General features: G+C 69.7%; 15 protein-coding genes and 3 pseudogenes. 14 read left to right on the forward strand and 4 right to left on the reverse strand.

Translation table 11 applies throughout. The features are described 5' to 3' along the window. Nucleotides 1-118 (forward strand): annotated as a pseudogene (locus CED_RS25565) (Uma2 family endonuclease); the annotation flags it as partial. A gap of 98 nt (nucleotides 119-216) precedes the next feature. Here the strand turns inward: CED_RS25565 and CED_RS19305 are convergent. Further along, on the reverse strand, nucleotides 217-537 hold the full coding sequence (locus CED_RS19305) for a hypothetical protein (protein WP_011436548.1): 321 nt from the start codon (nucleotides 535-537) through the stop codon (nucleotides 217-219). A 217-nt stretch (nucleotides 538-754) separates the two neighbouring features. On the opposite strand from CED_RS19305, the gene CED_RS19310 reads away from it, so the two are divergent. The 3 genes and pseudogenes from CED_RS19310 to CED_RS19315 all read left to right on the forward strand — a co-directional run bounded on the left by CED_RS19310 (nucleotide 755) and on the right by CED_RS19315 (nucleotide 3368). After that, on the forward strand, nucleotides 755-1930 hold the full coding sequence (locus CED_RS19310; RefSeq protein WP_369807862.1) for an IS4 family transposase: 1176 nt from the start codon (nucleotides 755-757) through the stop codon (nucleotides 1928-1930). A gap of 482 nt (nucleotides 1931-2412) precedes the next feature. Next, nucleotides 2413-2541 (forward strand): annotated as a pseudogene (locus tag CED_RS26370) (GNAT family N-acetyltransferase); the annotation flags it as partial. 110 nt (nucleotides 2542-2651) lie between these two features. Then, complete coding sequence (locus CED_RS19315; protein WP_011436552.1) at nucleotides 2652-3368, forward strand: metal-dependent hydrolase; 717 nt, start codon at nucleotides 2652-2654, stop codon at nucleotides 3366-3368. A gap of 164 nt (nucleotides 3369-3532) precedes the next feature. Here CED_RS19315 and CED_RS19320 read toward each other — a convergent pair whose 3' ends face one another. Further along, complete coding sequence (locus CED_RS19320) at nucleotides 3533-3946, reverse strand: DUF2784 domain-containing protein (protein ID WP_011436553.1); 414 nt, start codon at nucleotides 3944-3946, stop codon at nucleotides 3533-3535. 109 nt (nucleotides 3947-4055) lie between these two features. Here CED_RS19320 and lipB point away from each other — a divergent pair, with 109 nt between their 5' ends. The 4 genes from lipB to CED_RS19340 all read left to right on the forward strand — a co-directional run bounded on the left by lipB (nucleotide 4056) and on the right by CED_RS19340 (nucleotide 8379). Then, nucleotides 4056-4859 carry a lipoyl(octanoyl) transferase LipB gene (gene lipB / locus CED_RS19325; protein WP_235187175.1) on the forward strand — a complete coding sequence of 268 codons (804 nt, stop codon included), beginning with the start codon at nucleotides 4056-4058 and terminating at the stop codon, nucleotides 4857-4859. Nucleotides 4860-5078: 219 nt separating this feature from the next. After that, nucleotides 5079-7046: a serine/threonine-protein kinase gene (locus CED_RS21725; protein WP_051868937.1), complete on the forward strand. Its 1968-nt coding sequence runs from the start codon at nucleotides 5079-5081 to the stop codon at nucleotides 7044-7046. Nucleotides 7047-7111: 65 nt separating this feature from the next. Then, nucleotides 7112-7747 (forward strand): alpha-ketoglutarate-dependent dioxygenase AlkB, encoded by a 636-nt coding sequence (locus CED_RS19335; RefSeq protein WP_035913020.1) that lies wholly within the window; start codon nucleotides 7112-7114, stop codon nucleotides 7745-7747. Nucleotides 7748-7929: 182 nt separating this feature from the next. Then, a complete protein-coding gene (locus CED_RS19340; protein ID WP_023842000.1) occupies nucleotides 7930-8379 on the forward strand; it encodes an ATP-binding protein in 450 nt (149 codons plus the stop codon). 48 nt (nucleotides 8380-8427) lie between these two features. Here the strand turns inward: CED_RS19340 and CED_RS19345 are convergent, their stop codons facing one another. Further along, a complete protein-coding gene (locus tag CED_RS19345; protein ID WP_035913038.1) occupies nucleotides 8428-9639 on the reverse strand; it encodes an EAL domain-containing protein in 1212 nt (403 codons plus the stop codon). A gap of 250 nt (nucleotides 9640-9889) precedes the next feature. Between CED_RS19345 and CED_RS25570 the strand changes: the two genes are divergently transcribed. The 5 genes from CED_RS25570 to CED_RS19370 all read left to right on the forward strand — a co-directional run bounded on the left by CED_RS25570 (nucleotide 9890) and on the right by CED_RS19370 (nucleotide 13923). Further along, nucleotides 9890-11137, forward strand: a complete 1248-nt coding sequence (locus CED_RS25570; protein WP_035913022.1) for a universal stress protein — start codon at nucleotides 9890-9892, stop codon at nucleotides 11135-11137. Between the two features lie 405 nt (nucleotides 11138-11542). After that, nucleotides 11543-12010 (forward strand): hypothetical protein, encoded by a 468-nt coding sequence (locus CED_RS19355; protein WP_011436560.1) that lies wholly within the window; start codon nucleotides 11543-11545, stop codon nucleotides 12008-12010. A gap of 275 nt (nucleotides 12011-12285) precedes the next feature. After that, complete coding sequence (locus CED_RS19360) at nucleotides 12286-12819, forward strand: hemerythrin domain-containing protein (RefSeq protein ID WP_235187177.1); 534 nt, start codon at nucleotides 12286-12288, stop codon at nucleotides 12817-12819. 10 nt (nucleotides 12820-12829) lie between these two features. Then, a complete protein-coding gene (locus tag CED_RS19365) occupies nucleotides 12830-13354 on the forward strand; it encodes a DUF6328 family protein (protein WP_011436562.1) in 525 nt (174 codons plus the stop codon). Nucleotides 13355-13434: 80 nt separating this feature from the next. Then, nucleotides 13435-13923 (forward strand): hypothetical protein, encoded by a 489-nt coding sequence (locus CED_RS19370; RefSeq protein ID WP_035913025.1) that lies wholly within the window; start codon nucleotides 13435-13437, stop codon nucleotides 13921-13923. Nucleotides 13924-14446: 523 nt separating this feature from the next. On the opposite strand, the gene CED_RS19375 is transcribed toward CED_RS19370, so the two are convergent. Then, nucleotides 14447-14899 carry a deaminase gene (locus CED_RS19375; RefSeq protein ID WP_011436565.1) on the reverse strand — a complete coding sequence of 151 codons (453 nt, stop codon included), beginning with the start codon at nucleotides 14897-14899 and terminating at the stop codon, nucleotides 14447-14449. Between the two features lie 420 nt (nucleotides 14900-15319). Between CED_RS19375 and CED_RS19385 the strand changes: the two are divergent. Then, nucleotides 15320-15576: pseudogene (locus CED_RS19385) on the forward strand (site-specific integrase); the annotation flags it as partial.

Genomic DNA, 15576 nt, shown 5'->3' on the forward strand with positions numbered 1-15576 from the left:
CGTCTATACCTACGTCCTCGACCCGGCGACCGGAACGTACCGTGGCGCTGAGGTCTTCACGGGCGCCGTCGATGCTGCCGCACCTTTCCCGGTCAAGATCGATCTCGGTCGGTTGTAGCGGCGTCTGCTGGGCGTTGCCGGGCAAGCCGGCCGGCAGGATTCCGGGGGCGCATGAGTGTTCGGTGCGGCGGTGACGCAGGGCCGGCACGCGGGCTGTTACCGGTCGCCCGCTTGCCGGGCAACCGGTATGCGCCTGCGCTGGTTAAGGGCGTGTGCGTAGTGGCCGAATCCCCCCTCGGACACAGACACTACGCACGCCGATGATCTTGGTGTGGCTTCGGCTGTGATCGTCTCTGTTTCGTGATCGTAGATAAGCTTCAGGCCAAGTTCACGGTAGACCTCGGCCTTGCCGGTGGAGTCGGCTTCACGCAGGATCACCAGCAGGGCTCGTGCGCGGGCGATCTGCCAGTTACGGGAGGCCTCTGGATCCTGCTGGTCTTCGGTGGAGACCCTGCCGTAAAACGCGAGTCTGATCATGGGGGCGGTCCTTTGTGGTGAGGCGACGCGGATGAGTCTGAGGTGGCAATGCCGCTCGATTAAGTTAGAGGGACGCCTGTCCATCCCGACATGCCAACGTCCGATCCCGCGTCGATCAATTTTCGAACACGGCGTTCGGTCCAGTTCCTCAACGTCGATCAGTGGGCGGCGGAGAGTTCACATCGGGAGTCGGGCGGTCGGCAGATAGCATCCGGGTGTGGTGCGCCTTCGTCAGGTAGTGGAATTGCCAGCCGTGGACAGCGAGCGGCTGACCGACCGTATTTCGATCGGTGTGCTCGCCAGAATCGTTCCCCGGGATCTCGTCGATGAAGCGCTGGTGGAGACGAAACGGCAGGAACGGCGTACCAGGCTGCTGCCAGCCCGGGTCATGGTGTACTTCACGATGGCGATGTGCCTCTTCTTCGACGATGACTACGAAGAAGTCATGCGTAAACTCGCCGGTGCGTTGAGGTGGCTGGGGAACTGGAAGGGTGACTGGCAGGTCCCAACTAGCGGGGCGATCTCGCAGGCACGGATCAGACTCGGCGCCGCGCCTCTGAAACTGTTGTTTGAACGTGTCGCGGTGCCGGTCGCGGGGCGGGGTACCAAGGGCGCATGGCTGCGTTCCCGGCGGCTGACGGCGATCGACGGGTTCTTCCTCGACGCCGCGGACACCCCCGAGAACGTGGCCAGGTTCGGACGGCACACCAACGGACACAAGGCCAGCGCCCTGCCACAGGTCCATGTTGTCGCGCTCGCCGAATGCGGCACGCACGCGATCGTCGCCGCCGCGGTCGGCCCCCGGGCGAGCGACGAACGCACCCTCGCCGCCACTCTCTTCGACGCCTGCGAACCCGGGATGCTCCTCACCGCCGACCGCAACTTCTACGGCCGCGACCTGTGGCACCAGGCACTTGACACCGGCGCGGACCTGCTCTGGCGAGTCAGGTCCAACCTCGCGCTACCGGTCATCCAACCGCTCCCTGACGGCTCCTACCTCTCCATTGTCATCAATCCGAAACTAAGCGGGAAACGGCGGGAACAGCTCATCGTCGACGCCCGCGCGGGCCGCGATTTTCCCGAGGACTACGCGACACCCGTCCGCGTCATCGAATACACGGTGCCCGACCGCACCGGAGCCGGCACCGGAGAACTGATCTGCCTCATCACCAACATCCTTGACCAAACCGATATATCCGCGGTGGAACTCGCCACGGGCTACCATGAGCGGTGGGAAATTGAAAGAATCTTCGATGAGGTGAAGACCCACCAGCGGGGCGAAGCCCGCTCGGTCTCAATAGGTCAGTGCACCACGTATGAATCCGGTCATAGATCGGGTCTGGTAGGAACGTGGCCTACTGATCTGGAGGTTCGGTGCGCGGCGCGGTGTTGACAGCGGAGGATCGCGAGGTCATTTCCCGTGGGATCACGGAGGGAAAATCGGACGCTGGATCGTCGGCTAGTCGTCGAAGAACTACCTCGGGCTACTAGTCATGTCACGGACCGCCAGACCCATTCCGCCCTGGCCGAACAAGCCATGGCGAGGCAAGGCCGAACGCCGACGGTGAAGAACGTCGGAGAGCCGTGTGCCGGAGAACGGCATGCACGGATCGATGTGGCGGGGAATGGAAACGGAGCCGACGGCCACCGCGCCATTCCCCGACCCTACTGAGGACCACACGCACGCGCTTCGGGAAATCTTCACAGAGATCATCGAACAGCTCAACCCGGTGCGCCGCCACCGCACGTACCCACGCGCCATCAGACGAGGCCGCCACAGCGCCTACCGAGTCAAACGCCCAACAGACACCGGCATCCGTCATGATCAACAATCGAAGATCATCCTTGCTCGGACCGCTTAACTAAGCGCCATTGGGCTATGCCGGGGCTGTGACGGCAGCGGTGAGCCAGGCTGCGCTGGACGCGGGAGCGCACGAGGTCCTGCTGTTCACCGATCCGGCTGATCCGACCAGCAACGGCGTGTATCAGCGGCTCGGCTTCTAGGACCACACGCGGAGCCCGCTTGCCACGGGACAGCCGAACGTCGCTCGGCGCGCGGCGGCTGGATCGGCTGGATACAGTCTGACGATGCTGATCATTGAGGTTGAGCTGCCATGATGGGACGGACCCACGCCCTGAGCGGGGCGGTGGTCTGGTTGGCCGTCGCACCCCTGCTGTCCCGGGAGCAGTGGTTGGGCTCGCACGCGGTGTCCTTGTCCTCGTCCCAGGTGATCGCCGGCGCGGTGGTATCCGCGGGCGCGGCGCTCCTGCCCGACATCGACCATCCCCACGGTCGGATCGCCAACACCTTCGGGCCGGTCACCCGGGTTATGTGCAGGTGGATCAGCAGGGCCGCCGGTGGCCACCGGCACGCCACCCACTCGATCCTCTTCGCGCTCGGCATGGGTGTGGTCATGGGCCTGCTGGCTGCCCGTTTCGAGTATGGGTGGTGGGCCGCGCTGTTCGTCCTCGTGGGCTTCGGGTTACGTGGGCTCGGCCTGGACTTCGAGAAGCACGAGCACTGGTCGTCCGTCATGGACTGCGTGACCGCCGGGGTCGCTGTCTTTCTCATGCACGGCATTGACATGAGCTTCGCCGGCTACGCGGTCACCCTGGGCTGTCTCGCCCACCTGGCCGGGGACTGCCTGACCCCGCGCGGCTGCCCTCTTCTCTGGCCGGTCACCTGGCGGATGGAGACAGTCCTGGTTCCCCGGACGGACGGCAGGATCGAACACTGGGTCGTCGTTCCGCTTCTCGCGGTCGCCGCGGTAATCCTGACCGTGCGAGTCGTGACGGGCGACGCCGTGTCCCACTGGCTCACCGCCGGTTGAGACACCCGGCGCCGCCCCGCGAACACCGGCTGGGCGGCGCCAGCGTAGGCGGTGTGCCCGCTGGGGTATTCGGGGTGCGCCGGTGGCGGTGTCGTAGCGCCGTGACCTCGCAGTGCCGTGACGTCGTAGCCGGCCTCGGCCTGACCCACCGCCGGTCATCACGGTCATCGCTGGCCGGGGTCGGATGATGCCGGATCCGGTCCGGTGTCCACCGTCGGTCGGGACCGTCGTCGGTGTAGGTCCAGGCAGACGCGCACGTAGGCAACGACCACGATCAGCGCGGCCAGCGAGCGGACGAGCCAGGTGAGATCGTCCGGGTAGAGGACGCCCGCAAGGTAATGATCGATGAAACCGCCCTGGTAGGCCGGTTGACCATCGAGCCGTCGCAGATACTTCTCCAGCGGGGTCAGCGGACAGGTGAACCCGATCGTGATGATCGTTACACCCCAGATGACGGCGGGCACATGCAGCCAGAGCAGCCAGCGCCGCCGCCGGACCAGCAGCCCACCGAAGATGATGAACGCGATCCCGAGCAGGTGGGCCACCACGACGAGGTCGGCGAGAATGTCGTACGTCATCGCTGCTCCCTGTGGGCCACGGTACGCCGACCGCGCGGGATCATCCCGGCCCGGACCGCCGGAACCCGGGCATACGGTGGACCGGGCATACGGTGGAGAGGTGAATGCCGTGAACCCCGCGAATGCTATCGACCGGGTGGACGCCGNCGACGGGGTGGACAGCGGCCCGGGCCCGGGCCCGGGCCCGGTGACCTGGCCTGAGATCCTGCTGCGCCTCGACGACGATCTTGTCGACTACGAGGTTGCCATGGCACGGATGCGGGTGATGGTGCGGGAACGGATCGACGGCGTGCGGCCGGACACGCTGTGGTTCCTGTCGCATCCGCCGGTCTACACCGTCGGCAAGCGGACCCCGCCCGAGCACCGCCCGCTCGCGGGGCTGGGCATCCCGGTTCACGAGACCAACCGGGGTGGGCTGCTGACGTACCACGCCCCCGGCCAGCTGGTGGGCTACGTGATGTGTCATATCGGCGCGATGAACGCGGTGGTGCCGTTCCTGCGGCTGTTGGAGGCCCGGTTGGTGGACACGGTCGAGGCGCTCGGCATTCCGGCCGAGCGGNGGGACNCCCCGCCCGGGTCCGTCGAGCTCACGGGGGTCTGGACCCGCCGGACCAACCGGAAGATCGCGTCCATCGGCCTGCGGTGCACGCGCAAGGTGACCAGCCACGGATTCGCGCTCAACGTCGACTGCGACATGCGGCCATGGACCTGGGCGACGCCCTGCGGCATGCCCGAGGTGGAGATGACCTCCGTGCAGCGGGAGCTGACCGACGCGGGGCACGCCGTCCCGAGCATGGCCGAGGTCCGCGAGATCGCCGCCGAGATGCTCGGCGCACGCAACGCCCCGCACCCCCCGGCGCCGAACCTGAGCTCGGGGGATCTGGGCACGGGGACCCGAGCCGGTCGAACCTGAGTTCGGGGGACCTGGGTACGGTCGGTGGCCCCTGGACCGTTATTTCCTCCCCTGAATTCGGCGGCCCCACGACGAGTGCGCGATCGGCGACCTGGTAAGTCGGGATCAGGTCGACCGGGTCGACCGGGCCGGCGGGGAGACATCCACGGAACCCTCACTAAAGTAGCCGTCCAGAACGGACGGCACGGACGGCACGGACGGGGAGGATCGGGGAGAACCGTGGTAGGCCATGCGGGACTGGTCGTCGCCGGCCGTTACCGACTCCAGGACCGCCTCGGGGCTGGCGGGATGGGGGCCGTCTGGCGGGCGACCGACCAGATGCTGCGGGTCGACGTCGCGCTCAAGGAAGTCTCGATCCCCGTCGACTCCACGCCGGGGGAGTGGACCGAACGGATCGCCCGCGCACGGCGGGAAGGGATGAACGCCGCCCGCCTTCGGGGTCACCCCGGGATCGTCAGCGTCCATGACGTGGTCGAGGACGGCGGGCTGCCGTGGATCGTCATGGACCTCATCATCCCGGCTCGGTCGGTAGCGGACCGGCTGCGGGGATCGGGCGGGCTACGGCCGGATGAGACAGCGTCGATCGGAGCGGCGGTCGCCGATGCCCNCNCCTTCGCCCNTGCGAAGGGCGTCGTTCATCGCGACATCAAACCGGGCAACATCCTGCTGGCGGAGAGTGGCCGGGCACTCGTCACCGACTTCGGTATCGCCGCGCACAACGACGACAGTCGGATGACCGCCGCCGGAGTGGTCGGCACCATCGCCTATGTCGCTCCCGAACGGCTTGGCGGTCAGCCCGCGGACGGGCGTAGTGACGTGTTCTCCCTGGGAGTCACCCTTTACCAGATGGTGGAGGGGAGGTTACCGTTCCAGGCCGACACGACCGCCGGGCTGCTCAGCGCGATCCTGTTCGAACCGCCGCGCCCGACCGTGCTCGCCGGTCCACTTCGGCCGGTGCTGGATGCGATGCTCGAGAAGGACCCGGTAGTCCGGCTGGATGCCGCGGCTGCCGCGCGCGCCCTCGCCTCCCTCGCGGCCGGGGGACCGGCATCACCGGTGCTGGTGCCGGCACAGGTACCGACACCGCCGTTGCCGCGGGTACCTACGGTCTCGCGACCGGCAACGGCCCTGCTGCCGCCCGTCGGCGAGCCGGAGGCAGGCGGTTCGCGGTGGCCTGACTCCGGGATGCCTGGGACGCCTGGGCTGCCCGGGGCGCCTGGGGCACCTGGGCTGCCCGGGGCGCCTGGCCGTCCCTCAGGACGGGTGTGGCTCGTGGCCGGGACGTTGACAGCCGTCCTCGCGATCCTGGCCGGGGNGTTCCTCGCCCGCGGTGGTGTCGGCGCCCATCCGGGCGACGGGTCCCTGACCGGCACCGCGTCCGCGACGGTGGCCGCGACCGGACCGGAAGACGGCGTCCCGAGGGTATCGCCGTCCGCGGCCGCGAGCGGGGCGGGGAGCGGGGCCGCGAGCGGTGCGGGGACCAGTGCGGGGACCGGGGCGCGAACGAGTTCGGCCACTGCAGCAGGCTCCCCCCGACCGTCCCAGGAGCTCACCGTCGTGCCCTCCTTCTCCGCCGCCGCGCCCGGGGTGTCGCAGTACAGCGCCGACTATTACGCAACTCTCACCAGAAGCCGGCAGGACGGCTTCCTGCTGCGGGTCGGATTCGACGCGACCGGCCGTAGCGACCTGCGGGATCCGCGGACATCCTGCGTGCTGGTCTCGTCGGGTTCTCGCGAGCTCCGGCTGTTTCCCGTCCAGGCCGACGTGCCGGTGAGCTCCTCCGGACGGTATTCCGGAACACTGACGTTCTCGCTCGCGCTGCCGGGAAGCTACCGTTTCCGCTACTCGTGCCAGGCGGACTACTCGGCCGCGCTCCTCGGCACGGTGACGATGCCATCGGTGGCGGTGAGCGTTTACGACGACAACTACTTCGTGAACGTGCTGGAGGTACGCGTCGGAGCCGGTCGGACGGTCGTGTTTTTCGCCGCAGCGGGAGCGGCGGACCTCCGGGTGCCGGTTACGTCGTGCCTTCGGTTGGAAAGCGGGATCCGTAGGCCTGTCGTGGAGCTGAAGACCTCGCGGAAGTCGCCGACGGGGGCGACGTACATCGGAACGATGCGGTTCGAGGGGACCCCGCCGGCTACCCTCGTCTATTCCTGCTCCGATTACTCGCCTGTCAACCTGTGACGGCCTTCGGGCCTTCGGGCTTGTCGCAGACCTGTCTTCGAACGTGTGTTTGGTAGTGTCGAAGCATGGAGATCGCGGCGTTCCAGGCCTCGTTGCTCGATGACGCCCCGGCGATCGAGGTCGGCCCACTCGGGACGTCCGTCCGACGAGTCGGGCTCGCGCGGGGTGCGTGGGTCGATGTGCGGCCCCGCTGGATCGTTGGAGCCGACGTGCTCTTCGAGCGGCTGCGCGATCGTGTCCCCTGGCGGGCGGAGCAGCGGACGATGTACGACAGGGTCGTCGACATTCCCCGGCTGCTCGCCTTCTACGACGAGCGTGCGTCGCTGCCCGATCCGNCGCTCGGCGCGGCGAAGCGGGTCCTCGACGAGCACTATGCGGCCGAGTTGGGCGAGGGCTTCGCTACCGCCGGGCTGTGCCTGTATCGCGACGGGCGTGACAGTGTGGCCTGGCATGGCGATCGCGTCGGGCCGGGTGGGTTCCGCGACACCATGGTCGCGATCGCCGTCCTGGGCGCCCCGCGTGCGTTGCTGCTGCGGCCGCGGGGCGGGGGCGGCCCGGCGATCCGGCACGACCTGGGCCACGGCGACCTGCTCGTGATGGGAGGCAGTTGCCAGCGCACGTGGGATCATGCCGTGCCCAAGACGGCGCGGCCGGTCGGGCCGCGGATCAGCGTTCAGTTCCGCCCGCGCGGCGTGCGCTGAGCTGGACCGTTCCCGCTTCGGTGGACCTCGCTCGGGCGTACGGGAAGAAGGCCCGGCGGGCGGCCCTGGCCCGGTACGGTCTCGATCGTTTCCTGCGGGACTGGGACGAGGTGCTCGCGCGGGTCACGGACTGAGCTCCGACACCGGGTTTATCCACATGATTGCAAGGAAATGTCTTTCACATGACGGGTAAACCGGAGCTGCCCGGCGAGTCGGGCGAGCCCGGCGAGCCCGGCGAGCCGTTGGACAGGTTCGTGCTGCCGCTCAGCCCGATCGCGCCCCGGCAGGCCCGGGTCCGGCTGGCCGCGGGCCTCGCCGGCACCGGCTTCGCGGCGGAGCTGACCGAGATCGTCGTGCTGCTCGCCAGCGAACTGGTCACCAACGCCGTCGTGCACGGCCGCGGTGAGCCGGTTCTGGAGATCCGGACAACCGACCACCAGGTGTGGGTCGGCGTCCAGGATCCGGACAGCCGCCTCCCGCAGGTGCAGCAGGTCGACACCGACTCGCTCGGCGGGCGGGGTATGCACCTGGTGGCCGAGCTCGCTGAGACCTGGGGCGCCGACGTCATCCCCGGCGACGGGAAGGTCGTCTGGTTCCGGTTGCGTCGGGAGAGCCCCGCCGTCGATGGTTGACCGCCGCCGCTGCGGCCGGGCGCGCCGGGGCTTACCTGACGCCGGGGCTTACCTGACGGCCTCGGGCAGGACGGGGGTGGGCGGGCCGAGAAGGAAGCCCTGGCCGTAGGGGATCGCGGTCTCCCGGGTGGCCTGGAGTTCGGCCGCGGTCTCGATGCCCTCGGCGACCNCGCTGCCTCCGATCTCCTTGGCGACGTGCACCAGCCCGGCGGCCACGGCCCGCCGGGCCGGGTCGGTGTCGATGCCCTGGGTCAGGCAGCAGTCCATCTTGATGATCTCCGGTCGCAGCCGGACGAGCTGTTCCAGCCCGGCATAGCCGGTACCCACGTCGTCGGCGGCGATGCGGACGCCGAGCCGGCGCAGGTGCTCGATGTCGCGGTTGATCGCCGGAGTGTCGCCGATCCGTTCGTGCTCGGTGATCTCCACGAGGATGCGTTCGGCATCCTCGTTCATGATCATGTCCACCAGGCCGGCCGAGAGGGTCGTCGCCGAGACGTTAATCGCGAGGATCATGTGCGTCGGCAGCCGGGGCAGCACGGCGAGCGCGCGTCGGACCGCGGCGAGTTCGAGATCGACGTTGAGGCCGACGGAGCCTGCCGCGGTGAACCACTGTGACGGGCTGCGGGCGTAGTCCGAGAACCGGGACAGCGCCTCCACTCCGATGATCTTTCCGTGTTCGAGGTCGAGCACCGGCTGGAAGGCGAGCGCGGGCCCCCCGCCGTCGATCACATGGCTGACGTCGCGCCAGACGCGGCTGCGGACCTCCCACATCCGGTGCAGGTCGGTCACGGAATCGCCGAGGATCTCCGCGATCATCCGCAGGAACCGGCCGTCGCGCGGCCGCAGGTGCGGATGCGGCCCGTGCCCGAGACAGCCGGCCAGGCCGTAGACGATGCCGTCGCTGTCGACCACCGGCACGGCGGCGTAGGCCCCCACGTCGAGTTCGTCGACGACGGGCAGTCGCAGGATGCGCGGATCGGCTCGGGTGTCCGGGATGACGGTGGGAAACTCACCGGACAGGACGCGTCCGAACAGGGCGCTCTCGCGCCGAACGGTGGAGCCCGGGGCCAGCTGGAACGACGCGCCGTCCCCGTTGATGACCTGCACGACGAGGACGTCCGCCTCGATGCGACCGAGCCAGGCAAGATCCATGCCCAGATGGCGGCGCAGTATCCCCAGCAGCTCCACCACCGCCGTCGCCGGCTCGGGAACCTCGGCCTTCGGCCCGAGCACCGAGGCGGGGGTTGGACGGACCGACATCCGTACCACCTCCTCTCCTGGTGTTCCCTCGGGTTTTCCGCGCACACCCTGGTCGGCACCGAGATCTGTTACCGTTTCATGAACGATATCGACCTGTTCATGACCGGCGTCCGCCNCTGCCGGGAGATCCATCCACTGTCTCCCGTCTGTCTCCCCTCGCGTCCGTTGTCTCTTCGTGTTGTAGTAGACACGGGATCGGGACGGATGCCTGCTCGGCGAGCGAGGATGCTCGGAGGGGAGGCGGTGTCGCGTGGCGGACATCGTGGTCGGGATCGACGGGTCGACAGATGCCGAGCGCGCGCTGCGGTGGGCCGTGCGCGCGGGGCGTCGTTGTAGCGCGCGGGTGCGTGCCGTGCTCGTCTGGGCCGCGGCCGGCCCGTTCTGCACGCGGGTGAAGCCGCCGCCCGCCACCTCACCGGAGCATCCCCGCTGGACGGCCCAGTGGATGCTGCACGACGTCGTCAACCGGGTCCGCGAGGCCCAGCCCGACGCCTGGATCGTCGAGCGGACCGTGTACGGGAGCCCGGTGGACACGATACTGACCGAGTCGGAGGGCGCGGTCATGCTCGTCCTCGGTGCCCGCGGCCGTGACCGGCCGCGCCGCCTGCCGGCCGGTTCGGTCAGCATGGCGTGCGTGTACGGGGCGTCGGTGCNGGTGGTCGTGGTCCACGGCAGGTCGGCGGAGCCGGCCGAGAGCGGGCCCGTCGTCGTCGGGGTGGACGGGTCCGCCTGCTCGTTGGCCGCGCTGCGGTGGGCCGCCCAGGAGGCGGCGCTGCGCCGGGCGTCGCTGCGCATCATGCACGCCTGGGCGCCGCTGCCACCGGAGTGCGTTGTCCGGCTGGGACTCTGCGGTGCCAGGTCCGCTGGTGCGGTACCCACGGTGGGCGCTGGGGCCGTTCGTGCCGGGCCGGCTGGTGCGGCGCCGGCTGGTGCGGCGTCGGCTGGTGCGGGGCTCGGCGACACGGATCCGGGCGGGACCGGATCCATCCGGACGGACCCGGGCGAAACGGGCTTCGCTCCGGGATTCGCCGGCCGTGGAGTTCGGGGCACGGCATCGGGGGGCACGGTACTCGATGATCGTCCAGGATTTGGTGACCCGGGGTCCGCCGATGCGGCGCTCGGCGGGTCGGCGTTCGGGGGGTCGGCGTTCGGGGGTCCCGCGTTCGGGGGTCCCGCGCTCGATGCGACGGGATCCGGCGGAACGGCCCTCGTCGACGCCGCCCTCGAAGGCGCCGCGCGAGCCGTGCTGGACGAGGCGGTGCGCGTGGGTCTGCCCGAGCCGGGTGATCTCGATGTGCGCACGGACCTGATCCGCGGAGCGGCCGCGTCCAGCCTGCTGCGGGCCGCGGCGGGGGCGCAGCTCCTGGTCATCGGAGCCCGGGGCCGCGGCGGATTCGCCGAGCTGCTGCTGGGCTCCATCAGTTCACAGTGTGTGACACACGCCCAGTGCGCGGTCGCGGTCATCCGCACGCCCGGAAGTACGACGTGTAGTGATTAGTGCGACGTGTGGTGACTCCGCCGCGGCGGACCTTCGACCCGGTGCGAGTCCCTTTCCCTCGGGTCGTGGGCTCTTGGGCCGTGAGCCGCGAGCTTTCGGGTCGTGGGCCGAGATCGAGGGCCCCGGGCGGGGATGCCCGATCGGGCACGTACCGAGCGGGTGGACGGCGGGTCACCGGCGGCGCCACCTGCCGCGCCACCTGCCGCGCCACCTGCGGTGTCGGCTCTCGCGGCCCGCCGAGCGCGGCCCGCGATCCAGCGGTGACGGCGCGGCGGGCAGGTGATCCTCCCGAAACGGCCCGGCTTTCCCTCGTCTTGGGGGAGGATGGGCAGATCGGGGCGTGATGTCCCCGTGAGGTACGGGGGCATCACGGCGCCGGCCGTGGGAGGGGAGCGTCGAGCGACTATGGCGGATCAGTACTATGGCGGTTCCGGTCGGCGCGGCGAACGGTTCGCCCAGGCGCGCTGGCTCGCCGGTCAGGCCCGGCAGGACCGCACCACCTCCTGGTACGTCCCGCTGATGATCACCGTGATCGGCGCCGGTGCGGCGTTCGACGCCTTCGGCCGCGGCGTGGGGCTCCTCTACGCCCTCGGGCTGTCGATCGCCTTCGTCCTGCTGACGTGGACGACGATCCGGCTCATGCCGTCGGTGTCCGACGAGCTGAACGTCAACCGGGTGACAGGCCCGCGCAAGATCATCGCCATGGTGAACACGCCGGTGCGCACCCACGGCGTGTTCCTGCTGGCCGCGGCGTTGCCGATCGCGATCGCCCTGATCAGGACGGTCGGTTTCTTCGTGTTCGGCGGGGCGCTGCTCGTCGGGATCGTGGTCGGCGTAGCGCTGGCCGCGGCCTGGATGTTCGAACGCCGGTAGACCCGCCCGGCGCCGACGAACCTCCTGATTCCGAATGACGAACCTCCTGATTCCGAATTCCGAAGAACCTCCTGCTCTCCTCTCAGAGCGCCCATCCCTGGGCCTGGACATCCCGGTCCGGCGCATCCCCCGCTCGGACCAGGTTCCTGTTCCCGCCAAGCGGGCAGGCCAGCAGGGACACGGTCCGGTGCGCGGTCCGCGATGAGGAGAGTGCGATNACGGTCAGCAAGGCCACGAGGGAACGAACCCGGGCGAGTCAGCTCCCCGAGGACGATGTGGTCGGGATCCTGCTCGCGCAGCATGCCGAGATCCGCGAGCTGTTCGGGAAGGTCAGGACGTCGACGGGCCGACGCCGCCAGGAGACGTTCGACGAGCTGCGGGCGCTGCTCGCGGCCCACGAGACCGGCGAGGAGGTGGTGCTGCGCCCGATCAGCCGGCAGGTGGTGGGGCCCGAGGTGACCGATGCCCGCAACCACGAGGAGAAGGCTGCGAGTCGGGACCTCGCCGACCTCGATCGGATGGAGGCGAGCAGCGTCGAGTTCGGGGCCAAGCTCGCCGCGTTCGAGCACACGGTGCTGGAACACGCCGAGCGCGAGGAGCGGGAGGAGTTCGAGGCGCTGCGCCAGGTCCGTCCCGAATCCGAACTCGTGCGCCTGGGCCGCAGACTGCGGGCCATTCAGGCGATCGCCCCCACCCATCCGCACCCCTCGGTCGCGGGATCCCCCACCGCTCAGCGGGTATTCGGGCCGGTGGTGTCCCTCGTCGACCGGCTGCGCGACGCTCGGCGGCAGACGGCGGCGGCGGGATGACGGCGGCGGGATGACGGCGAGGAGTTCCACCGCCCGGGGGAGCTCCTCGAACGGCGGGCCGGACCCTTCGGAGACCCCGGCGCAACGCCGGTACCGCAACTGGGGAGATCTGCTGCAGGAGTTGCGCGTCGTCCAGACGGGCGTGCAGCTGCTGACCGCCTTCCTGCTCGCCATCCCGTTCCAGCAGCGGTTCACGACGTTGAGCAACGAGCAGAAGTCGCTCTATCTCGTGATCGTGCTGCTGACGGTCAGCGCCACCGGGCTGCTCATCATGCCGGTGAGCCTGCACCGCGCGGTCTTCCGGCGCAAGGAGAAGGAGACGCTGATCCGGGTGGCGAACCGGCTCGCCCAGGTGGGCCTGGCATTGTTCGCCGTGGCCGTCTCCGGGGTCGTCCTGCTCATCTTCGACGTGGTCAGGGGGGCGCCGGCCGGCTGGATCGCCGGGGGCTGCACCTTCGTCGTGCTGGTCGTGCTGTGGGCCGTCGTGCCCGCCGCCATCCGCCTCGCCGCCGGCGGCTGGGCGTCCGGACCGTAGCCGGGTGCCCAGACGGTTCGCAGCGGCTTGCCGTGCGGACAGGTACCCGCTCTTGGCACGGGCTTGACGCTGCCCGTCGCGTGAAACTGGGCGCCATGGCGACGGCGGCATCACCCCGGACCCGGGTGGTCGACGAGCACATGTTCACCGTCGCGCGGGCGCTGGGTCCGACGACGTTCCGGTTGCAACTGTTCACGGCGACTGGCCTGCGGCCGGTGGCTGTCGTGACCCAGCCGGAGCGGGAAGGCTTGTCGCTGATGAACGGCGCCGAGCGCTACGCAGCGGCGGTGTGGATGCGGTACCTCCCGGACGATCCCGAGCCGCCGATCTGGGTCCAGCGCCAGTTCGTCAACAGCACGGCCGACGCCTTCACCCAGGTGCTGTTCACGGTCACCGGCCCACACACGCCGGCGAACCCTCGGTGGCGCAGGCTGACCGACCAGACGCTGGCCGCTCTGGTCGGTGCTCCGGTCGACGCGGACCGCGGCGCCGGCGGGTACGCCAGATCCGCCCGCGCCGCGGCGGGCGGGACTGCTGCTGGTACCACCAGGGCGACTGGCACCGGGTGAACGCGGCCGCCGGGACCGGCGGTGACAGCTGCCCGCTGGGCCGGGCGGCCAGCGCGACGGTCACCGGCGTCGGCCGGGGTCGCCCGGGGAGGTCGAACCACAGCAGGTGCGGCGGCATCCGCGGGGTCCGCGCCCAGTGCGCCAGCCGGTCAAGATCACGGATAGGTGGCCCGCTCTCGATCCGGCTGACCTGGGCCTGCGTCAGGGTGTGCCACCGACCCAGCCGTTCCTGGCTGATGGGCCCGGAGGTGGTGGGGGTGCAGGCGATAGGCCGCGGAGACCCGGCCTATGTGCTGGGCCGCGAAGGCATCACGCATCTGGTCGGTGTGCCAGAACCGCTCCGGCACGCGCGCCGGGCCTGCCGGACACCACCTTCAGTACGGATCCCGCGGTCGTGGCGCGGGTTGCCGAGCGCCTGCGCGCTCCACCCCTGGCACTAACTTCCCACCCCGTGGGGCAACGGACCGCGGCGGACACCGGCCCAGAGCGTTCCGAGGCCGAGCGGACGTCAGCCGAAATTGGATCAGACTGACAGGTGGGCGTTCATGGCGCGGGCCTGTTCACCGAGCTCGGGTAGTTCCACGACGGTGACGCCCGCCTGGGTGAGGAGTTCGTAGCCTTGGCAGTCGGCGACGAAGAGGCTGGGTTCGCGCCAGGCGATGACCACTCGCGGGATCTTTGCTTCCAGGATGAGCTGGGTGCAGGTGCGGGGCCGGGACTTGCGCTGGGAGCAGGGTTCGAGGGTGCTGTAGATCGTCGCGGTGGCGAGCCGAGGGTCGCCCGGGCCGATCTTCGCGAGTGCGGACTCCTCGGCGTGTACCGCGTCGTCGACCTCGCGGGAGAAGCCGAAGGCGATCTCCTGGTTGTTCTTGTCGACGATGACGGCGCCCACGGAGTAGGCGCCGGCGGCGGGTGGGCAGCGGTGGGCGAGTTCGATGGCCCGGGTCATCCAACGGTGATCGTCGAGCTGGGGCATGGAGCGGCTCCTCCTTCCCTGGGGTCCGGTCCCGCAGGGCGGTGGACCGGATGGCCGGTGGCGTGCCGGTGGCCGCAGTGGGTGCAACTGCGTCGCGGGCGTGGCGTCGTCATCCCTGGCCGCCTTCCCCGATCCGTACGCGGCGGGCGGTCAACGCGCGAACCGTAGCACCGTCCGTGTCGATGTCAATGCCTAAAGCTCATTGCAGATAACGCTGCGCGGTATAGCCACCACCTCCAGCAAAGCCCACGCTCGGGAGCGTGGCAGGCCCGGGACGCGTGGCAGCGTGCTGTCCGCTGTTCGATCGGATCGTCATCACGGAACTGTTGACCGGACTTTCCTGAGGTCGAACGGCGTGTCGTAGGGCAGGGTCGGACAGGTCGGAACAGTCTGCATCTCTCTGATCTTGGAGGGTGCTGGGTGTTTGAGGACAGCGATCATCGGGTGATCGAGGCGATCCGGCTTCCGCTGTGGGGAAGCGTGGTCGCGTCCGACGGCGTGGTGCCGTGGAGGCTGGTCGACGGCCTCGGTGAGCCGGTCGAGCCGGTCGAGGTCTTCCTACGGGACTTCGTCGCGCAGGGCCGGTCGGCGAACTCGGTGCGCAGCTATGCGCTGGCGTTGCTGCGGTGGTGGCGGTTTCTGGTCGCGGTTGGAGTGGCCTGGGACCGGGTGAGTCC

It is taken from the genome of Frankia sp. CeD (genome assembly GCF_000732115.1).
Classification (GTDB): domain Bacteria; phylum Actinomycetota; class Actinomycetes; order Frankiales; family Frankiaceae; genus Frankia; species Frankia casuarinae.

Bases quoted from the DNA above. Each gene is read 5' to 3' on its own strand.
- CED_RS19375 (WP_011436565.1), bottom strand. From the start codon at position 14,899: ATGCCCCAGCTCGACGATCACCGTTGGATGACCCGGGCCATCGAACTC.
- CED_RS19320 (WP_011436553.1), bottom strand. From the start codon at position 3,946: ATGACGTACGACATTCTCGCCGACCTCGTCGTGGTGGCCCACCTGCTC.
- CED_RS19340 (WP_023842000.1), top strand. From the start codon at position 7,930: ATGACGGGTAAACCGGAGCTGCCCGGCGAGTCGGGCGAGCCCGGCGAG.
- CED_RS19315 (WP_011436552.1), top strand. From the start codon at position 2,652: ATGATGGGACGGACCCACGCCCTGAGCGGGGCGGTGGTCTGGTTGGCC.
- CED_RS19365 (WP_011436562.1), top strand. From the start codon at position 12,830: ATGACGGCGAGGAGTTCCACCGCCCGGGGGAGCTCCTCGAACGGCGGG.
- CED_RS19305 (WP_011436548.1), bottom strand. From the start codon at position 537: ATGATCAGACTCGCGTTTTACGGCAGGGTCTCCACCGAAGACCAGCAG.
- CED_RS19355 (WP_011436560.1), top strand. From the start codon at position 11,543: ATGGCGGATCAGTACTATGGCGGTTCCGGTCGGCGCGGCGAACGGTTC.